General features: G+C 63.1%; 17 protein-coding genes. 4 read left to right on the top strand and 13 right to left on the bottom strand.

Going from position 1 to position 19,641, the window contains the following annotated elements:
- Positions 1-54: 54 nt before the first annotated feature.
- The gene (locus ACRESH_RS13700; protein ID WP_431742497.1) at positions 55-507 is read right to left on the bottom strand and encodes a universal stress protein; all 453 of its coding nucleotides are present in this window, start codon (positions 505-507) and stop codon (positions 55-57) included.
- A gap of 159 nt (positions 508-666) precedes the next feature.
- On the opposite strand from ACRESH_RS13700, the gene ACRESH_RS13695 reads away from it, so the two are divergent.
- The 4 genes from ACRESH_RS13695 to ACRESH_RS13680 all read left to right on the top strand — a co-directional run bounded on the left by ACRESH_RS13695 (position 667) and on the right by ACRESH_RS13680 (position 5,774).
- On the top strand, positions 667-1,572 hold the full coding sequence (locus tag ACRESH_RS13695) for a LysR family transcriptional regulator (protein ID WP_431742501.1): 906 nt from the start codon (positions 667-669) through the stop codon (positions 1,570-1,572).
- 110 nt (positions 1,573-1,682) lie between these two features.
- Complete coding sequence (locus ACRESH_RS13690) at positions 1,683-3,224, top strand: MFS transporter (protein WP_431742496.1); 1,542 nt, start codon at positions 1,683-1,685, stop codon at positions 3,222-3,224.
- A gap of 31 nt (positions 3,225-3,255) precedes the next feature.
- Complete coding sequence (locus ACRESH_RS13685; RefSeq protein ID WP_431742500.1) at positions 3,256-4,317, top strand: HlyD family secretion protein; 1,062 nt, start codon at positions 3,256-3,258, stop codon at positions 4,315-4,317.
- The gene (locus tag ACRESH_RS13680; protein WP_431742495.1) at positions 4,314-5,774 is read left to right on the top strand and encodes an efflux transporter outer membrane subunit; all 1,461 of its coding nucleotides are present in this window, start codon (positions 4,314-4,316) and stop codon (positions 5,772-5,774) included. Before ACRESH_RS13685 ends, ACRESH_RS13680 begins: the two co-directional genes overlap by 4 nt.
- On the opposite strand, the gene ACRESH_RS13675 is transcribed toward ACRESH_RS13680, so the two are convergent.
- The 12 genes from ACRESH_RS13675 to algK all read right to left on the bottom strand — a co-directional run bounded on the left by ACRESH_RS13675 (position 5,758) and on the right by algK (position 19,636).
- A complete protein-coding gene (locus ACRESH_RS13675; RefSeq protein WP_431742494.1) occupies positions 5,758-6,582 on the bottom strand; it encodes an SDR family oxidoreductase in 825 nt (274 codons plus the stop codon). The two genes, ACRESH_RS13680 and ACRESH_RS13675, sit on opposite strands and share 17 nt — an antisense overlap.
- Positions 6,583-6,616: 34 nt before the next feature.
- Positions 6,617-6,979: a hypothetical protein gene (locus tag ACRESH_RS13670; protein WP_431742493.1), complete on the bottom strand. Its 363-nt coding sequence runs from the start codon at positions 6,977-6,979 to the stop codon at positions 6,617-6,619.
- 69 nt (positions 6,980-7,048) lie between these two features.
- Positions 7,049-7,513: a multidrug transporter gene (locus ACRESH_RS13665; RefSeq protein WP_431742492.1), complete on the bottom strand. Its 465-nt coding sequence runs from the start codon at positions 7,511-7,513 to the stop codon at positions 7,049-7,051.
- Between the two features lie 101 nt (positions 7,514-7,614).
- Positions 7,615-9,066: a mannose-1-phosphate guanylyltransferase/mannose-6-phosphate isomerase gene (locus ACRESH_RS13660; protein WP_431742491.1), complete on the bottom strand. Its 1,452-nt coding sequence runs from the start codon at positions 9,064-9,066 to the stop codon at positions 7,615-7,617.
- A 33-nt stretch (positions 9,067-9,099) separates the two neighbouring features.
- Complete coding sequence (locus tag ACRESH_RS13655) at positions 9,100-9,747, bottom strand: alginate O-acetyltransferase AlgF (protein WP_431742490.1); 648 nt, start codon at positions 9,745-9,747, stop codon at positions 9,100-9,102.
- A gap of 12 nt (positions 9,748-9,759) precedes the next feature.
- On the bottom strand, positions 9,760-10,917 hold the full coding sequence (locus ACRESH_RS13650; RefSeq protein WP_431742489.1) for an alginate O-acetyltransferase: 1,158 nt from the start codon (positions 10,915-10,917) through the stop codon (positions 9,760-9,762).
- An 11-nt stretch (positions 10,918-10,928) separates the two neighbouring features.
- Positions 10,929-12,386 (bottom strand): MBOAT family O-acyltransferase, encoded by a 1,458-nt coding sequence (locus tag ACRESH_RS13645; protein ID WP_431742488.1) that lies wholly within the window; start codon positions 12,384-12,386, stop codon positions 10,929-10,931.
- A 208-nt stretch (positions 12,387-12,594) separates the two neighbouring features.
- Positions 12,595-13,704, bottom strand: coding sequence for a mannuronate-specific alginate lyase (locus ACRESH_RS13640; protein ID WP_431742487.1), 1,110 nt, complete (start codon positions 13,702-13,704; stop codon positions 12,595-12,597).
- An 8-nt stretch (positions 13,705-13,712) separates the two neighbouring features.
- On the bottom strand, positions 13,713-15,152 hold the full coding sequence (locus tag ACRESH_RS13635; protein ID WP_431742486.1) for an alginate O-acetyltransferase: 1,440 nt from the start codon (positions 15,150-15,152) through the stop codon (positions 13,713-13,715).
- Positions 15,153-15,164: 12 nt separating this feature from the next.
- Positions 15,165-16,730, bottom strand: coding sequence for a mannuronan 5-epimerase AlgG (gene algG, locus ACRESH_RS13630; RefSeq protein ID WP_431742485.1), 1,566 nt, complete (start codon positions 16,728-16,730; stop codon positions 15,165-15,167).
- Positions 16,731-16,748: 18 nt separating this feature from the next.
- Positions 16,749-18,230: an alginate export family protein gene (locus ACRESH_RS13625; protein ID WP_431742484.1), complete on the bottom strand. Its 1,482-nt coding sequence runs from the start codon at positions 18,228-18,230 to the stop codon at positions 16,749-16,751.
- Entirely contained in the window at positions 18,227-19,636 is a 1,410-nt protein-coding gene (gene algK, locus ACRESH_RS13620; RefSeq protein ID WP_431742483.1) for an alginate biosynthesis TPR repeat lipoprotein AlgK, read from the bottom strand. Before algK ends, ACRESH_RS13625 begins: the two co-directional genes overlap by 4 nt.
- Positions 19,637-19,641: the final 5 nt, after the last annotated feature.

The following is a 19,641-nucleotide window of genomic DNA, read 5'->3' as shown; positions in this document are numbered from 1 at the left end:
GGGCAAGCCCGCTCCCACCGCTACTGTGGGAGCGAGCTTGCCCCGCGATGCTCTTTAGGCGCTCCGCGAATCCACCAATACCGGGCAGGCGGCCTGATCGATGACCTTGTTGCTGATCGACGGGTCGAGCAAGCGCCCCAGGCGGTTCAGGTGCCGATGCCCGATGATGATCAACGCACAATCGAGCCGCCGGGCTTCACTGACAATCGCCGCAACCGGATCGCCCTGGGCCAGCTTGCCTTCACTTTCAAAGCCCAGGTCCCGCAGCCGTTGCAGCGACTGTTGCACGGCACGCACGGCATGGCGCTGTTCGTCGGTGGCAGCCGGAAATTCCTGTTGCTCGTACAGGCTGATCGCCCCGGGGCCATCGCTCAAGGCAAAGGCACTGTCGATCGCCAGCAGCACCTGCAGGCGATGGCGGGCGGGCTGGCAGTACTGTTGCGCAAGCTCCAGCAATCCGAGAGAGGCACTGGAGCCATCGATGGCGATCAAGACGGGACTGAGCATGCACGGCTCCACTGGGCCAATATCGAGCCGGTCATTGTTGGCCAAGGCCTGGCGCGGATAAATGGCCTGGCATGCACTGTGTAGTTGTGTGCGGCGCAACCCGGTGGTCGCTGCCGAGCTGTTAACATCGATCTTTCTTACCCCATGGATACCCTGGCAATGCAGATCCCGGATATGAACCTGTTGGTCGCCCTCGACGCGCTGCTTGATGAAGGCAGTGTGGTGGGCGCTGCGCGGCGCATGAATCTGAGCCCTGCAGCAATGAGCCGGACCCTTGGGCGTATCCGCGAAGCCATCGGTGACCCGATCCTGGTCCGCGCCGGCCGCGGCCTGGTGCCGACACCGCGGGCGCTGGCGTTGCACGAGCAGGTGCGGGCGCTGGTCGAGCAGGCCGGGCTGGTATTTCGCAGCCGCGAGGAAGTCGACCTTGGCACGCTGGACCGGGCTTTCAACATTCGCACCAATGACCTGTTCGTCGCCCTGTATGGCGCGCAGCTGCTGCGCACCATGCATGAGCAGGCGCCGCGTACCGTGCTGCGCTTCGTGCCGGAGAGCGGGGGCGATGACGATGCGGTGTTGCGCGATGGGCGCACCGACCTGATTGTCAGCTCGTCCATTGACCTGGGTCCCGAGATCAAAGTGCAGAGCCTGTTCAATACGATCTATGTAGGTTTGGCGCGCCAGGACCACCCGATCTTCGAGGCGCCGATCACCCCTGAGCGTTTTGCCGCCTACCCGCAGATCAGTGTGTCCCGTCGTGGCCGGGCCAATGGGCCGATTGATATCGAGCTGGCCAACTACAAGGTGCAACGACACGTCGCCCTGATCACCCCGAGTTTTCACTCGGCGATGTTTTCCCTGCCTGACTCCGACCTGTTGCTGCCCATGCCGGCCAACATCCTCACCAGCGTGACCAAGCTCGGTCTGCCGCTGCGCTCGTTCCGCATTCCGCTGCCGATGGAGCGGGTGACGGTGATGCAAGCCTGGCATCCGCGCTTTGACCACGATCCGGCCCACCGCTGGCTGCGCCAGACCCTCAAGGCGTGCTGCAGCGAGAACCCTTGATATAAGGCGTGCGTTTGCTGCACTAGTAAACTGCCAATATGTCAGTTTCCGTCATCATTGCCGCTTCATAGACTTCTGCCGGTAGTTGTTCACCCCCGGAGATGTCTTTAATGAGTTCGTTGACTGCGCTGCCCACTGCTGTCGCGCCCCGGCCTGTGGCCACCCCCGCAGCGCCGACGGCATTTGGCCTGCGCATAGTGGTCGGGCTGCTTGGCGTGTTGCTGGCGGTGCTCTGTGCCGGCCTCAATGAGATGGTCACCAAAGCGTCGCTGGCTGACATCCGTGGCGGCATGTTTATCGGTGCCGATGAAGGTGCCTGGTTGGTTGCGGTGTATGCGGCGGCGTCGGTCTCGGCCATGGCCTTTTCCCCCTGGATGGCCGCAACCTTTTCCCTGCGTCGTTTCACCCTCTGTGCCATCAGCGCCTTCGCCCTGCTCGGGCTGTTGCAACCCTATGCCCCGAACCTGGCCAGCCTGATGCTGCTGCGTACCCTGCAGGGCCTGGCGTCAGGCGCCTTGCCGCCGATGCTGATGAGTGTCGCCCTGCGCTTCCTGCCACCGGGGATCAAGGTCTATGGCCTTGCCGGTTATGCCCTGACCGCCACCTTCGGGCCGAACCTGGGCACACCGCTGGCGGGCCTGTGGACCGAGTATGTCGGTTGGCAGTGGGCGTTCTGGCAGATCATCCTGCCTTCACTGCTGGCCATGGCCTGCGTGGCCTGGGGCCTGCCCCAGGATCCGCTGCGCCTGGAGCGCTTCAAGCAGTTCGACTGGCGTGGCCTGTTACTCGGTTTGCCGGCGATCTGTTCGCTGGTGATCGGCCTGACCCTGGGCGATCGCATGGGCTGGTTCAGTTCCCCCTTGATCTGCTGGTTACTGGGCGGCGGCCTGGTGTTGCTGGTGCTGTTCATGCTCAACGAGTGGTCCGAACCCTTGCCGTTCTTCAAACTGCAGATGCTCAAGACCCGCAACCTGACTCACGCCCTGGTAACCTTGTTTGGTGTGCTGATCGTGCTGACTGCGGCGATCCTCATCCCTTCCAGTTACCTCGCCCAGATCCAGGGCTACCGTCCGGCGCAGACCGGGCCGTTGCTGCTGCTGGTGGCCTTGGGGCAATTGCTCGCGCTGCCGTTGACTGCCGCTTTGTGCAACATCCGCGCAGTGGACTGCCGCTGGGTCCTGGCCATCGGCCTGGGCATGCTGGTGTTGTCCTGCGTGCTGGGGAGCCAGCTCACCAGCGTGTGGATTCGCGACAACTTCTACCTGCTGCAGATGCTGCATATCTTCGGGCAGCCCATGGCCGTATTACCGTTGCTGATGCTCGCCACCGGCGGTATGACCCCGCAGGACGGCCCGTTCGCCTCGGCCTGGTTCAACACCGTCAAGGGCTTGGCTTCGGTGGTCGCCACCGGGGTGCTCGAGGCCCTGACCACATTGCGCCGACATTTTCATTCCAACACGTTGGTCGACACCCTGGGCAACTCGCCGTTGGCCGACAGCCATGCGCCGGGGTTGGCCAAGCGCATTCACGAGCAGGCGCTGGTACTGGCCGCGGCTGACCTCTACCTGTGCATGGCGTTGCTCGCCGCGGCGCTGATCCTGCTGATTCCTTTTGTGCCTACACGGATCTATCCACCGCGCGCGGTGGCCTAGGTTCCTGTTCTGAGAGAAAGACATGACGACAATAAGTACCCATCGAAAAACCGCCTTGATCGTTGTCGCGTTAGTGCTTGCGGGCCTGGCCGGCGTCTGCGGCCCGATGTTGCTGGGCAGCGATGCCGAGCAGAGCACCAACGATGCCTATGTTTCAGCCGATTACACGGTGGTCGCGCCCAAGGTGGCGGGGTTTATCACGCAAGTGCTGGTCGAAGACAACCAGCAGGTCAAGGCCGGACAGGTGCTGGCGCTGATCGACGACCGTGATTATCAGGCGGCCCTGGCGGCGGCTCAGGCGCAACTGCTGGTGTCCAGCGCGCAGCAACACAATGCGCGGGCGACCCTCGAACGGCAGGCCTCGCTCATTGCCCAGGCGCAGGCAGCGGTGAATGCCGACCAGGCCGAGCTGGCGTTCGCCAACCATGAGCTGACGCGTCACAGCCGCCTGGCCGAGCAGGGCGCCGGTACCGTGCAAAATGCCCAGCAGGCGCGCAGCCGGGTCGATCAGGCCAGTGCTCGCCTGGCCAACTCACACGCGGCCCTGGCCGCAGCGCGCAAGCAGGTGGATATCCTCAGCGCGCAAGTGGACAGTGCCGAGGGTGGACTCAAACATGCCCAGGCGAGTCTCGAGCGGGCTCAGTTGGACCTGTCCTATACCCGAGTCGTGGCGCCTATCGACGGCATGGTCGGTGAGCGTGCGCTGCGCGTCGGCGCCTACGTCAATCCGGGGGCGCGGCTGCTGTCGGTGGTGCCGCTGGAACACGCCTATGTGGTCGGCAACTTTCAGGAAACCCAACTGACCCATGTGCAGCCTGGGCAACCGGTGCAGGTCCGCGTCGATACCTTCGCCGATGACTACCTGCACGGTCGGGTTGAAAGTATTGCGCCGGCGACCGGAGTGACTTTCGCTGCAGTAAAACCGGACAATGCCACCGGCAACTTCACCAAGGTGGTGCAGCGGATTCCGGTAAAGATCGTCTTCGATGCCGATCAGCCCTTGCTGCAGCGTCTGCGGGTTGGCATGTCGGTGGTGGCGAAGATCGATACCGGCGCCAAGCTCACCTCGGGTAAAGAGGTCAGCGTCCGATGAAACCTGCGTTCGCCTTTTGCCCTTTGCTGCTGAGCCTGCTGGTAGGTTGCACCCTGGGCCCGGAGTTTCACAAGCCTTCCAGCCAGGCGCCCGCCAGCTGGGCACCCGTGCAGGAAACGCCAGCGCCGAGCCAGGCCCTGGCCGAGCCGCTGCAGCAACGCTGGTGGGAGAGCTTTCATGACGCCAGACTCAGTGCCCTGATCGAGCGTGCCAGTCAACGTAACCTCGACTTGCAGATCGCCAGCGCACGGTTGTTGCAAAGCCGCGCGTTGCGCACCAGCATCGCCTCCGAGCAAACACCTGCAGTCGATCTCGACGCGGGCTATAGCCGCGCCCGCAACAGCGCGCAGGGCTTGAGTGACCCGTCCGGCAGGGGCGGCAAGTCGGCCTTCAACCTCTGGCAGGGTGATCTGACTGCCAGTTGGGAACTGGACCTGTGGGGCCGTGTACGACGTCAGGTCGAAGCTGCCGACGCAGTGGTTGAGGTCGCCGAGAACGACCGCCGTGGTGTGCTGCTGTCGTTGCTGGCTGAGACTGCCGGTAATTACATCCAGTTGCGTGCGGTGCAGAGCACCCTGGCCGTGACCCGGGAAAACCTTGATGTCTCGCGCCATAGCCTGCGTCTGTCGCAAATGCGTTTGCGCGATGGTGTCGCCACCGCCTTGGACGTGGCCCAGGCCAGTGCTCAGGTGGCTTCGATCGAGGCGCACCTGCCGACGCTGGAGGAGCGTCAGGCGCAGCTGATCAACGCCCTGAGCCTGTTACTGGCCGAACCACCGCGCAGCTTGCAGGCTGAACTGCTGGAGCCCGGCGCCATGCCGGCACCGCAGCAACGCTTTGCCATCGGCGTGCCCTCGGAGTTGGCTGCGCGCCGTCCGGATATCCTTCAGGCCGAAGCGCAACTGCATGCTGCCACGGCCAGTATTGGCGTGGCCAAGGCCGATTTCTATCCGAGCATCCGCTTGTCGGGCAATGTCGGCTTCCAATCAATGCAATTGTCTGACTTTGCTGGTTGGGATTCGCGCCGCTTCGGCATCGGGCCACAGTTGAGCCTGCCGATCTTCGAGGGTGGGCGCCTGCGTGGTGTACTCGAGTTGCGCGAGGCGCAGCAGCAGGAAGCCGCCTTGCGCTACCAGCAGGTGGTGCTGCGCGCCTGGCATGAAATCGACGATGTGCTGCGACTGTATAACGCCAGCCAGCTGCGCCGTGATCTGTTGGCCGAAGCGGTACGGCAGAACCGCATTGCCTTGCAGACCGCGCAGCAACAGTACGTGGAGGGCGCGGTGGACTTCCTCAATGTGCTTAGCGTTCAGGGCGCCTTGCTGGCCAGCGAGGAGCAGTGGGTCGAGAGTTCGGCAGCGGTGTCCCAGGCCCTGGTCGGGTTGTACAAGGCCCTGGGTGGTGGCTGGCAGGCATTCGCCCCGGCCATGACCGCCGCGGTTACAACGGGTGGCTGAGGCCGAAGCGCTTTTTCAGGACTGTGTCCAACAGCCTGCGCGGCAGCCAGCGCGCCATCAGTGGCAGCGCACGGCTGCCATTGCCTAAACGCACCAAGGGCGCAGTTGGCTGTTTTTCCACTGCCGCCAGCAGGCCTTGGGCGAAGACCGTGGCGGGGGTAGGGTGGTCCTGGGAAGCGCGAGCGCGGGCCTGGATCTGTTCGCGCAACGGCCACCATGGCGAGTCGGCGGCCAGCACCTGCTCGGCCTGGGTCTGGGCGTTATCTGCAAACTGCGTGGCAATGGCCCCCGGCTGGACTTCCATGACCCGGATGCCCATGGGCGCCAGCTCCAGGCGCAAGGCATCGCTCAGGGCATGTACGGCGGCTTTGGAGGCACAGTAGGCACCCGCGAATGGCGTCACCAGCACACCGGAGACGCTGCCGATGTTCACCACCAGGCCGCGGTTACGCCGCAGCAAGGGGAACAATGCGCGGGTGACACCGACCAGGGCAAACACGTTGGTTTCAAACTGGCGCTGCATGGCCTCGACACCGCCATCGAGCAGCGGACCCATGGCGCCATAGCCGGCGTTGTTGATCAGCACGTCAAGGCCAGCATGGACGCTGTTAATCTCGTCACTCAGCCGTTGCAGGGCCTGGGCGTCGTTGACGTCGAGCTGGCGACCTCTGAAGCCGGCCGCCTCAAGCCGCGCCACGTCGTCGGCTTTGCGCGCCGTGGCCCAGACCTGATAACCGGCATGCTTGAAGCAATCCGCCAGGGCGCGGCCGATACCGCTAGAGCAACCGGTGATGAGCACGATGGGCATAGCAAGGGCCTGCTGATCGGGAAGGGGGCGTCGATCATACTGCAACCCGGTTCTGCAGTTTGGCCAGTTCCTGTTTGATTTCCGGAAGATTGAATTTGCAGATGACCTTTGGCTTGCCATTGGCCGGCAGCAGGATCTGTGAGGGCAGGTATTCGATACCCAGTGGGCGCAGGATATCCCTGAGGGCAATATTGAGGGCCGGTTCTGCGTAAGCATCGACATCGATGGCGTAAAGCTTGAACGAGGCCGGCTGAGTTGCCTGTTTGACCTCCTCATGCAGCGTTTGGCAGGAAGGGCAGGTGCCCGAACCGACGAGGATCACTCCGGGAGTCTGGTTGTTTCCTGGCTTGAGCAGTGGCACAAGCCCAGCGATGCCATTTACGGCGTGAATCTCCATCAGCGTTCTCCCGTCAGGTGAAGGCTTTATTCAACACCTGTGAGCGGGCGTGCGGTACTGACAAAAATGCTAGTTGGCAAAACTGCCCTGCAGGTGTTCAGCCCTGAACTCCAGGGATTGTGCGCGATAACCCGAACGTAGCGGCGGCAATGGCAGGCAGTCACTCCACTCGGCGCCGGGCTGCAGATCGCCTGGACCACGGTAACGCGGTGCGCTGTAGGTGTTTTCGCTGAGGTTGACGCTATCGCCTGGAGCATAAGCCGCTACGCGCCAATGCAATGTCTGCAAGGGTACGTCGTTGCCGTTTTTCATTTGCACGCGTAGTGGGCGGTCGGCTGGGCAACTGTCAGGCGCGTAGCTCAAGCGCAGGTCCAGGTGTGCCAGTTGGCGGGTTTCGCGGCTGTCTTGCCAGACCACCCAGAGCGCCACCAGTCCCAGGCCGAATATTGCCGACAGGGAAATGGGCAGGGCCTTGGCCGGATAGCGCAGCAGCAGGACCAGCCAGGTGAGAATGAGCAGGGCGCCGATGATCATGGACGAGGCCTTGGATACGGAGGTGCTTTTATCCTAACCGCAAACCGGGGTGGCCTCAAAAAGCATCGCGGGGCAAGTCGGGTCGCCCCGCGATGAGGTTGTTACTGCGCGATGGTCTTGATCGAAATCCCGCGTTCGATTGGCGTCGAGCGTCCGTAGATATCCTCGAAGCGCTCGATATCGTCTTCACCCAGGTAGCTGCCCGATTGCACCTCGATAATCTCCAGCGGGATCTTGCCCGGGTTGCGCAGGCGGTGCACCGAGGCGATCGGGATGTAGGTGGACTGGTTCTCGGTGAGCAGGAAGACGTTCTCGTCGCAGGTCACCTCCGCTGTGCCCGACACCACGATCCAGTGTTCGGCACGGTGGTGGTGCATCTGCAGCGACAGGCAGGCCCCCGGCTTGACGGTAATGTGCTTGACCTGGAAGCGCCCACCCATGTCCACCGAGTCGTAGGAGCCCCACGGCCGGTAAACCTCACAGTGGTTCTGGGTTTCGCTGCGGCCCTGTTCGTTGAGGGTGTTGACCAGCTGTTTGACGCCCTGGACCTTGTCCTTGTGGGCAATCATCATGGCGTCCTTGGTCTCGACCACCACGATGTTCTCAAGGCCGATCACCGACACCAGCTTGCCGTTGCCGTGGATCATGCAGTTGCGGCTGTCCTGGACCACAACGTCGCCCTTGGTGACGTTGCCGTTGCTGTCTTTCTCGTGCACCTCCCACAGCGACGACCAGCAACCGACATCACTCCAGCCAGCCCTGAGCGGCACCACGCAGGCGCGCTGGGTCTTTTCCATCACCGCGTAGTCGATGGAGTTGTCCGGGCAGCAGGCGAAGGTGGCGGCGTCGATGCTCAGGTTATCGCCGTCTTCCTCGCTACGTTCCAGGGTCAGCAGGCAGGTGTCGTAAATGTCCGGGTCATGCTTTTTCAGCTCCTCGAGGAAGCGGCTGGCACGGAACAGGAACATGCCGCTGTTCCAGAAATAGCCACCGGCCTGGACGAACGCTTTGGCGCGTTGCTCATCCGGTTTTTCGACGAACTGGGCGACGCGGCTGACGCCTTCGGGGAGCAGTGCGTCCTGGCTCGACTTGATGTAGCCATAACCGGTTTCCGGCTTGCTCGCCGGCACACCGAACAGCACCATCTCGCCACGTTCGGCCGCTACGGTGGCCAGCGCCAGGGCGCGTTGCAAGGCCTTCTGGTCCTCGAGCACGTGGTCGGCCGGCAGCACCAGCATCAGCTCATCACGGCCCTCATTGACCAGCTTCATCGCCGCCAACGCCACTGCCGGCGCGGTGTTGCGGCCGAAGGGTTCGAGGAGGATGGCCTGGGTTTGCAGTTTCAGGCTGCTCAGTTGCTCGTTGACGATGAACTTGTGGTCCATGTTGCAGACCACGATCGGGGTGTCCATGCCGTCGAACACCAGGCGTGAAAGGGTTTGCTGGAACAAGGTGTGTTCACCGGTCAGGGCCAGGAACTGCTTGGGGAATTGTTTGCGCGACAGGGGCCACAGACGCGAACCGCTACCGCCGGACAGAATGACTGGAATCATGAGTGTTCTCCGAAGATTGAAAGAGGCAGTTGATTAACGGGTCGATACCGGGCGCTTGACCCAGACCGGCGACAGGTTGTTGCCGGATCCGGTGACGTAAAGCACCGCTGCTTCGCCGCGCTCCAGAGCCACCGGCTTCAGATCGCTGACTTTCTTGTCGCCTTGATACAGCGCCAGGCTGACCTTGACCGGGTTGATCTCGCGCTCGCCACGGGCCTTGGCGGCCACCGGTTTGACCACTTCGGTCTTGCCGTCGGCGGTTTTCAGGGTCAGGGCCTGGTCGCTGAGGTTCTGCACCCGCACCAAGGATTTCTGCTTGTTCTTGAACGGCGGTTCCTCGACCAGTTGCGGTGTGCCCGAGGCGTTGTTGACCAGGGTGTAGTAGTGGTCGGAGGCGAGCTTGACCGGCAGGCTCTGGCTGCCGAGCCTGGCGCTGTAGTCGCCCTGGGGCATGAAGCTGAAGTCGCTGCTGGCCTGGGCTGCCACGTCGTTGATCTGGGTGTTGCCGACGTTGGCGCTGACCGTCTGGTTGCTGGCGTTGTAGATGCGCACGAAGGTCGAGCCTTTCGGCGCGCTGGGGCCGTACAGGGCGGCATCGGCGCCGGCCCAGGCCTGCAGCGAGAGCAGGCTCATGCCGGCGGTCAGGGCAAAGGCTTTGGCAATACGGTGCTGGGTGGTCATGTGCGTTACCTCTCAGTGTTGCGTCCGATTGGACGACAGGGCCAGGTCTTGATTGGCATTACGGGTTTTCTTCAACTGGGCGATCCACTGCGGATCGAAGCCGCTGAGGTCGTTCTTCATTGGCAGATAGCGTTCCGGAAACTCCCAGATCAGCACTTGCGGGGCGCTGTTTTTGAAGGCGTCGCTTTGCAGGTACTTGAGCATCGGTAGCAGCGGGCCATGGCCGTCTTCGGCGTAATTGACCACGTCACTGCGCAGTGCCTGCTGCAGCGCGCCGAGGAAGTTCCAGTTGGGGTTGGCGCTGTAGCTGGTGCCGATCAGCACCACCGGGATTTGGTTGTCGGCGAATAAGGCGTCGCCACTTTCACCTTCGTCGGCAGCCGGACGGGTACTGCGTTGTTGCAGGGTGTCCGGCGGCGGCAGCAGGTTGCTGAACAGCGGATCGAGCGGCAGGAAGCTGGTCAGGTCGCCCTTGTACGGCGCGCTTTGGCGCTGTTCGGTAATGAACTGCTGCGGCTCGCCGTTGAGCAGGCTCCGGCGGCTGACGGCTTCGGCCAGGTGCTGGGCGACTACCTCGGCGCCCAGCGGCGTCCAGTGCGTGTCGGTACGCAGGAACACCTGGCCACGGCTCTTGGCACGCTGCAGCGGGGCCAGCAGGTCCGGGGCAAAGACGCCGGCCTGACGGGCCTGGGCATGGAACTCGTTGTACAGGTCGCCGTGCAGGCTGGCCGGGGTCTGTTCGCCCAGGTACTCGCTGTACAGGCGTGCCTTGGCCGGCACGATTGCCAGTACCAGCTGCACGCCGCGCTGTTGCAGGGTGTCGCGTACGCCGCGGATCAACGCGAGGTTTTCCTGTTCGAACTGATCGCTGTTGGCGACCGGTTTGAATTCCTCGTCGCTGAACAGCCAGTGCTCGCGGCCCAGCACCACGCCGGGGCGGCCTTCGTTGAACAGTTTGAGGTCCAGCGCCGCCCACAGGTTGGTGCCGATGCGCTTGAGCGGAAACTGTTCGTCGTAGTGGCTCTCGGCGGCCTTGGCCAGCTTGCCGTCGAGCACACTCATCTGCGTGGTGCGCTGGAAGCCGCTTAAGCCCCCCAGCGACCACACACCCAGGCCCAGGAGCAGGGCGAGGAACAACACGGAGTAGAGTTTGCGTAATGATCGGGTCATGGTCGGCTCACTCAGAACTGGAAGTAGAGAAACGGCGAGTAGCTTTGCGCCGAGAGCTTGAGGGTCGAAGCGACGAACAGCAGCAGCACCAGGGCGCGGGTGGCGTACAGGCCCCAGTCCAGGCTCAGGCTGCCGTCGGCCTGCACGGCCACCGGGCTGGCCTTGGGCGCAGGTTTGGCGTTGCGGTAGAAGTCGCGCAGGCCGAAGAACGCCAGGGTCGCGTAGGCCACCAGCAGGGTTGCCACTTGCAGGCCGGTAAGGTTGGCGCGGTTGAGCTCGGACAGTTGCCAGTCACCGAAGCTGAACATGGCGCCGTACATCCGTCCGGCCACGTCGAGGTTTTCGGCGCGGAAGATCACCCAGCCGACCACCACCAGCAGGAAGGTGAAGGCCCATTTCACCGGGTTGAAGCGCTGCGGGTTGGTGTCCAGGCCCAGCGCACGCTCGATGGCCAGCCACATGCCGTGCCAGGCACCCCAGATGATGTAGGTGAAGTTGGCGCCGTGCCACAGGCCGCCCAGCAGCATGGTCAGGAACAGGTTGCGGTAGGTGGCGAAGGTGCCGCCGCGGTTGCCGCCGAGAGTGATGTACAGGTAGTCGCGCAGCCAGGTCGACAGGCTGATGTGCCAGCGCCGCCAGAACTCGGTGATCGACTGGCTGATGTAGGGCTGCTTGAAGTTTTCCATGAAGCGGAAACCCATCATCAGGCCCAGGCCGATGGCCATGTCGCTATAGCCGGAGAAGTCGAAGTACAGCTGCGCGGTGTAGGCCAGGGCGCCGAGCCAGGCATCGCCGGTGGTCGGGTTCTGCAGGGCGAAGCAATGGTCGGCGACCATCGCCAGGGTGTCGGCGATGAACACCTTCTTGATAAAGCCCTGCATGAACCGCGTGCAGCCTTCGGAGAACTTGTCGAGGGTGTGGGTGCGGTGGTTGAACTGGTCGGCCAGATCGCGGAAACGCAGGACGGGGCCGGCGATCAGGTGCGGGAAGATCGCCACGAAGGCGGCGAAGTCGATCAGGTTGCGCGTGGCCGGGGTATCGCCGCGGTACACGTCGATGATGTAGCTGATCGACTCGAAAATGTAGAACGAGATACCGATCGGCAGCAGCACGTGGGTGAGGATGAACGGCTCAAGACCGTAGGAGGTCATGATTGCGTTGATGCTGTCGACGCCGAAGTTGGCGTACTTGAAGTAGCCAAGGATGCACAGGTCGACAGCGACCCCGAGCAGCAGCCAGCGTTGCGCCGGTTTGGTCCGCACGCCGGCGGCGCCGACTTTCAGGCCGATCCAGTAGTTCCACAGGGTGACCCCCGCAAACAGGGCGAGGAAGTCCACCCGCCACCAGGCGTAAAAGAGGTAGCTGGCCAGCAGCAACAGGGCGTTGCGATAGCGTTGCCCGCTCAAGTAGTACAAGCCGAGAAAGATCGGCAGGAACAGGAACAGGAACACATTGGACGAGAACACCATCCCGATCTCTCCTTGTCGTTATCCACAATCGGGGCAGCAGCCCCCCAAACCCCCCGTGAAAAATTTCCGGGGAAACTAAGTCAAACCTTTTCCTTGCACAGCCCCTGTAGGAGCTGGCATTGCCAGCGATGCAAGGCGAAGCATTGCTGGTCTTCCGGGGCTGCTGTGCAGCCCATCGCCGGCAACGCCGGCTCCTACAGGTACTGCGTTATTTTTTCTGCTCTGCCTGCGGGTCGTAGACCCGGGTCAGGTCGCCGCCGAGGCGGAAATTCCGGAACGGCTGCATGTCGTGCTTTTTCTCCAGTGCATCGGTACTGCAGCGGTAAAGGCTGCACCAGGGTTCGAGCCAGGCGTATTTGCTGTCGACCTTCAGGTCACCCATGGCCTGCTTCTCGCCGCTCTTGTCCTTGAACAGGCTCGGGTCCTTCGCCCCGGACAGCACCCGCTCACCCAGGCGCTTGAGCGCGCCATTGTTTTCCGGGCGCACATCGACACCATTGGCCTGGGCGAAGCTGGCGACCATCGCCAGCGGTGGCAGGGCGTAGTTGTGGTAGGCCAGGGCGCGTTGCTTGCGCTTGAGCTCGTTGGGCAAGAAGCCCTGGGCGTCGACCTGGTTGGCCGCAACCCGGTATTCCTTCACCGACCAGTCGAACAGGTCGCGGCGGTCAGTGGCCACGGCGCTGGCCATCACCGACCAGGCGGCCCAGTAGGAGTGATTGTTGATCTTCTCCAGGGGCAGATCGCTCCAGTCCTTGACCACCTGCTCGGCCAGGCGCGCGAACCATTTTTCGATCAGTTCGGCTTCCTGTTGGTGTGCGGCCAGCGGCTGGGAGTTGGAAAACTTCAGGTGCAGCCAGGACGAACTCAGGCTGCCCAGCGCCCATTTGCGCATGGACTTGCCGGTATGGTTGTAGTCGGTGGACATCAGCGCATCGGCGCGAGCCCAGCTGCCCAGCCACTCCAGGGTGCAATCGAGCTGCTGCGGGCGGCCGTCGCGCATGTACTGCATGACCTGTTTGCTGACCCCGCGCTCCAGCGTGGTGATGCTCGCAGTGGAGTCGCGGAAGGCTTTTTCCGAAGCCTTGTTCAGGGTCGCCCGGGCCTGGTCCGAGCCTTCGTACTTGCTGCGAAATTGCAGCTTGCCGGTGTAGGGCTTGGGGATAGCCTCGCACTTGTAGTCGCTGGGTCCGGTCTTGAGTTTCTCGATCCCGGCGTAGTAACCCTGGGGCGGAACCAGCCCGGCGGCCTGCGCGGCCGGGCCGAACAGGGCCAGGGCCAGGGCGAGCAGGGCCGGAGCCGTCAGTTTGCTGATATGCATGGTATGCCTCACTGGCCGGCCTGCGCGGTACGTTGCGCAGCGGCGAAGTTGGTGCGTTTGCAGAGCGTGGCCTCGACTTTCTGGGTGCCGCTTTGCGGGCCCTGGACTTCCACTGCGAGCAGGGTCTGGCTGGCCCAGTCTTCATCCTCGCGCAGCTGGAAGGCGAAGCGGCCATCGGTGTCGGAGGTCTGCGGTTTTTCGATCTTCACCTCTTCGTGACGGCCGTTCAGGTACCAGAGCGTGGCCTGCAGCACCTTGACCGAGGTGTCCTCGAACTTGAAGTCCAACTGGTGGCGGCCATTGACCAGGTCCTTGATCACGCCGCCCTTGCCGTTGACCATCAGTTCGTTCTTGCCCGGCTTGAGCGTGGCACTTGCATGCAGCTGCGCCGGCTTGCCTTGGCAGCCGTTGTCGAGCAGGGCGAGCATCTGCCGCCAGATGGTTTCCTGGTCCAGGCGATACAGCGGCGAGAACTCCCAGATGAGGATCTTCGGCGGGTTGTTCTTGAAGTCGTCGCTGCCCAGGTACTGGATCATCGAGCCTTCAAGGCCACCGCCAGGGAAGGCGACGTTGAGCACATCGGCACCGATGTACTGTTCGAGGAAGCCGGAGAAGTTGTAGTTCTTGCCGCTGTGGCTGGTGCCGACCAGGGTAATCTGTGGATTGCTGGAATCGCCGAACAGGTCGTCGCTGCCACTTTCGCCCTTGGGCTCGGTGATGAACTGGTCTATGTACTGCACCGCATAACGGGTGCCGCACAGTTGCCCGGCGACATTGTGCAGGGTGCCGGTCTTGCCCATGCGGCCGGACTTGTGGCTTTCGAATTCGCGTCGGGGAATGTCGGCGAAGGCCGGCATCTTGTGCACCGTGTCGGCCACGATCTTCGCTGCGCGCTCGGCACCATAGGGTGTCCAGTGCTGGTCGCCACGGAAGTAGAAGTCCTTGCCCTGCTCGGCGGCGGCCAATTGCTCGTTGGTCAGCGGCGACAGGTCGGGCACGTTGTAGCCCATCTTGCTGAAGCGGGTGAGCATCGCCTGATAGTTGCTCAGAGCTTTGTCGTAGTTGAACGCGGCCTTCTCGGCCGGTTTGAGCATGTTGCGATTCACCAGGCCACGGGTCGGCTGGTAGACCACCACTAGCTCGATACCGCGAGCCTTGAACGCATCGTGCAACTGCTGTAGGCGTTTATAGCCAGCGGGGCTGGTCTGGAACTCGGTGCGCAGGTCTTCACGGGTACGGAACAGCCAGTCACCCTGAGCCTGCACCAGGGTGGTGAAGTTCTGCTGGTAACGGGTGGTGTAACGGCTGGCGTCATGCGCTTCGGGGCACAACTGGCAGCAGGGCTCGGCGCTGAAGGTCGGCGCCTGTACGGTGTCGGCGTGCGCGCCGTTGTTGATCGCCAGTAAGGCGGCGCTCAGGCCAAGCAGTTTCATCAGGTGTGGGGTCATGTCGTGGCTTCCTTAATCCGCCATTTCGGTCTGGCGCTCGACCGGGTCGATCAATACGGCTTTCTGCTGGCGCACCATCAGGTCGAGGATCTCGTCCTGACGCTCACCCAGCACACCGGAAAAGCTGATGCCGCTGGCTTTGCTCGGGGCCAGCATCGAGACCCGGTACAGCTCCACGCTCAACGGCGAGTCGATCGACAGCGGGCCGCTGCCGTTGGCCGCCAGCTCGCCACCGACGACGATCAGCGAGACCTTGGTGTCGAACGGGTCGAGGGCGATGTCACGGTCGGTGTCGGAGAGGTCCTTGATGTGCCCGTACACGCCCACCAGGCCGTTGGCCATGGCGACGTTCTCGTACAGGCGGATGTTCACGCTGTTGCGCACACGAATGCCGTGGCGGCGGTTGTTGATCAACTTGTTGCCCCAGATCAGGTTGTCGCCGCTTTCGTACAAGGTGATGCCGTCGGTGTGGTTGCGGTAGATCTCGTTGTAGGCGATCAGGTTGTTGACGCTGTTACGGTCGATCACCACGCCCGAGAGCTTGTTGTCATAGCTCTTGTTGTTGATGATCCAGCTGTCGTTGACCTCACGGGAAACGATGATCCCGTGCTTTTTCTTGGTGCCGTACACGGTGTTGCCGGCGATGATCAATCGATGCGAACGGTCGTGCGGGTCGATGCCGTAGACGATGTTGTCGCGATAGGTGCTGTCCTTGACCACGAAGTCGCTGGTTTCGTAGCAGTAGAAGCCGTACCACATGTCACTGAATTCAGAACCGATGATCCAGCCGGTGGGTTCCGGGCGGTTCATCTGCTTGGCCATGTTCGGCGTGTACTGGGAAATACTCACCCCGTAGGACTTGCTCTTGGCGTAGCCGAAGCTGGCCATCTGGCTGTTGACGATGTAAGTCTCGGTACCGCCCCAGGACAACAGGAACGGGCGAAATTCCTTGGGCGAACGGAACGTTGCCGGGCCGTTGTCCTTCTCGCGCCAGCCGGTCACTTTGGTGTCAGTGACGAACAGCTTGCCGTCGTTGACGATGAACGCGCCGCCTTCCTGGGACAGGCGCAGCTCCTTGACCTTGGCGTCGATCTCCAGCACGCCCTTGGCGCCTACCACAATCGGCAGGCGCGCCAGGTACACGCCCGGTGACGTTTCGCTCAGGTACTGCTTGGGCACGCGCTTGCTCAGTTCGCTGAAGTTGACATGGCCGTCATCGATGAAGATCGCCTGGGGGATGCCGTGCTGCCGCGCCACCCACTCGGCCATCTTGTTATCGCCGCCGATGAATTCCTTGAGCGCGTTTTCCTGCAGCATGCGTCGCACCGAGACCTTGCCCTTGTGCGTGCGCTCGATCTTTTTCTGCACCGCCTCAGCGCTGTAGCCGGACAGGTCGGGCAGCGTCGGCGGCGGAATCTGCAGCGGTTCGATCGGCGCACTGCTGACCGTATAGGTCTTGGCCTGTTGCAGTCCTTTGGCCACGGGCACCGGCGTCTGGCCGTTGGCCAGGGCAATGCTGCTGGCCAGCAGCAGGCTGCCGGCCAGTAAGCGCTGCAGGGTGTTCGATTGAAGGCTCATATCAGTGCACTCCAGGCATCAGAAGCGCCAGATCACGTCGACGAAGGCGCGGTGCATGTAGGAGTCGGTTTCCTTGCCATAGGCGTCCCCCGGTTTGAACACGCCAGCACGCAAGCGCACCAGCGCCGACGGCTCGTCGATCGACTGGCTCAAGCCGGCTGGCAACAGGCCCTGCTTGAAGTATTTGGTGACCACCACGTCCATCTCCTGGCCGAGGTCTTTCTCGCCCTGGATCAGCGGACGGTTGATACCGTTGTCCTCGACCATGGCGTTGATGCCGCTGCTGCCGATGTTCTGGTCGCCATCGACGCGCCAGAACTTGTGGTAGATCAGGCTGGCGTCGTAGTCGTCGCGCAATTGCCAGGAGGTAAACAGGGTGGCGGCCTGGAGGTTGCCCAGCTCGCCACGGAACGCCTCGCCGAAGCGGTGCACGCGCGAGCGGGTGCCGGTGAAGTTGGAGCGGTTGCTCTCAAGGCCAGTCTGCTCGTAATTGCTAGTGCCGTCGTTGCCACCGCCGCCGCTGCCGCGGGCATAGGCGGCGCCGACTTGCCAGTTGGGGTCAAGGCGCAGGCGGATACCGAGGTCGGTGGCCCAGGCATTGACGTCACCGCTCTGTTTGCCGCTGGCGACCTGTTCGCCATCGACGGTGGTGGTGTTGAGGCTGTCGCGGTCACCCGTCAGCCAGGTCACGCTGCCCCAGTAGTTGACGCGGTTCTGGTTACGCCAGTTGTAGGCGTCGCTGTTGGCCTCAAGGCCCAGCCAGGTGAGGTCGCCGGTGCGGGTCTTGTCCAGCGCATCGACGGTTTCGCCGGGGCTTTTCAGCTTGCCGTCGTCGTGGCTGTGGTGGGCGCGCAGGCCGAGCCAGTGTCCAGGTGTCCATTGGCTGGCGATGTCGCCGTAGACGTGCAGGCGATCCTTGTCTTGCGGGGCCAGCTCGGTGAGGTCGGTGCGGTATTCGCTGAAGCGCTCGGCGACGCCAAGGTTGGCACGCAGCAGGGTGGTGTCGAAGGTCCAGTTCAGCGCTTCGATGTTGGTGTCGCGCCACATGCCGTCGTCATTGCGCAGGCGCTGGCGACCGAAGCGCAGCTGTTCGCCAGGGTAGGCGGTCAGGCCGCTGTAGCCGACCCAGAACTCACGCATCGCCAGGTAGCTTTTGTCGGCCTCGCGGCCATCGGCACGGCCGCTGTCGGTTTCCGCTTCGTCGCCGGATTGGCGCAGGGTGTCGGTCTCGATGATGTCGGTCGCCGCCACTGCCTGGCCCATGGCTAAGGCGCTCCAGTTGCCGCGCTCGCCATAGACCCAGGGGCGTAGGTCCAGGCCCAGGCCGTTGACGTCACCGCCGGAGCGGGTGCCCAGGTCGCGGTCGTCTTCGGACTGGCCGGTGATTTTCACGTCCAGGCCGAAGTTCTTTTCAGCGGTCATTGCTGCCAGGGTCGGGCACGACCAGAGCAGGGCGAAACCAAGGCCGAGGCCGGCTTTCATCCACGGATTGAGTGTCATAGGGAGTCCTCGCCTTGTTCAGGTGCTTGCACGGCTTGCACGGCCAGGGCGCCTGCGCCTTGACCGCTGGCGCCACGGGCCTGGCGCTCTTGTTGCAACAAGCGTTCGGCCTGGGTTTTCTGCGCCGGTGTGAGTTGCTGGTCGAGCTGGCTGGCCATTTCCCGCGACTGATCGCTGGGGTTGGCTTGCGCCAGCTGGCTGAAGACCCAGGCGTTGACCAGGTCCTGGCGGATGCCGTGGCCTTCACTGAACAGCTGGGCCAGGGCGTAGTCGGCGCTGAGCTGGCCGCTGCGGGCGGCAGTCAGCAGGTGGTCGACGGCTTTCTGTGGGTCGACGTTGCCCAGGTAACCGCGGCGATACAGCTGCCCCAGGTAGTAATGGGCACTGACCTCGCCCGCATTGGCGGCGCTGAGCAAGTGGGTTTCGGCCTGCTGCGCATCAGCGGGTACGGACTTGCCTTCGTAGTACAGGCGACCGAGCAACAGCTCTGCGCGTGGTTGTTCAGTGGCGCGACCCTTGTCGATGTAGTCCATCAGCTTGTCGGTGTCGCCAAGCTCGGGGAAGTCGTAGAGCAGTTGCGCCAGGCTGACCCAGGAACCGGGGTTGACCGGCGCGACCTGTTCCAGCAGGGCCTGCGCGGTTTTCTCGTCGGTCTGGCCCAGGCTGCGGTCGGCCAGTACGCGGGCAACGCTATCGACCCGGGTGGCCGCAATTGCACCGTGCTGGTAGGCGCTTTTCAGCTGTTCGAGCAGCGCTGCTTGTTGCTCAGCCTGACCGCGCTTCTGGTACACGGTGGCCAGCTCGACATAACAGATATCCGTGGTCGTCAGCGCGGCTTTGCAGATCCGCTCGACCTCGGCCAGGTGCTGGTCGTAAGTGTTCTGGGTGCGGTACAGCAGGATCTGGGCCAGGTCCGCTTGTGGGTAGCCGGCGGCGCGCCACTGGTCGATCTGCTGTTGCGCATTGGTGCCCGGGAAGCTCTGCGGGTATTGCAGGTAGAGCATCGCCAGAGGAATCAGGGTATTGCCCTCGCCGTTGGCGAAGGCCTTCTTGAGTAGGGTTTCGGCTTCCTGGCGTTCAGCTTGTGTGGCATCCGCTTTGGCGGCCAGCAGACGGCCAAGGCGAGCCTGGGCACGGGGCGAGATATCGGCGGCGGCGCGGTAGGTCGCTTCGGCTTCCTTGAGTTTGGCCGGGTCGCGGGTTTCCACCTGGATATCGGCCAGGCCGACCTGGGCCTCGCTGTAACCGAGGTCGGCCAGTTGCCGGTAGTTCTGTTCGGCCAGGGCGGTGTCGCCACGTTTGAGCGCTTCGTTGGCCAGGCGTTGGTCGGGAAGACCGGCGCAACCGGCCAGGCTGACGGCCAGAGCCAGGCTCAGAACTCCCACAGGGTAATTGGCGAGGTTCATGGGCA

The organism is Pseudomonas sp., from assembly GCF_050739775.1.
Classification (GTDB): Bacteria; Pseudomonadota; Gammaproteobacteria; order Pseudomonadales; family Pseudomonadaceae; genus Aquipseudomonas.
Note: the sequence above shows the minus strand (reverse complement) of the source record. Positions and strands in the feature narration are given on the sequence as shown.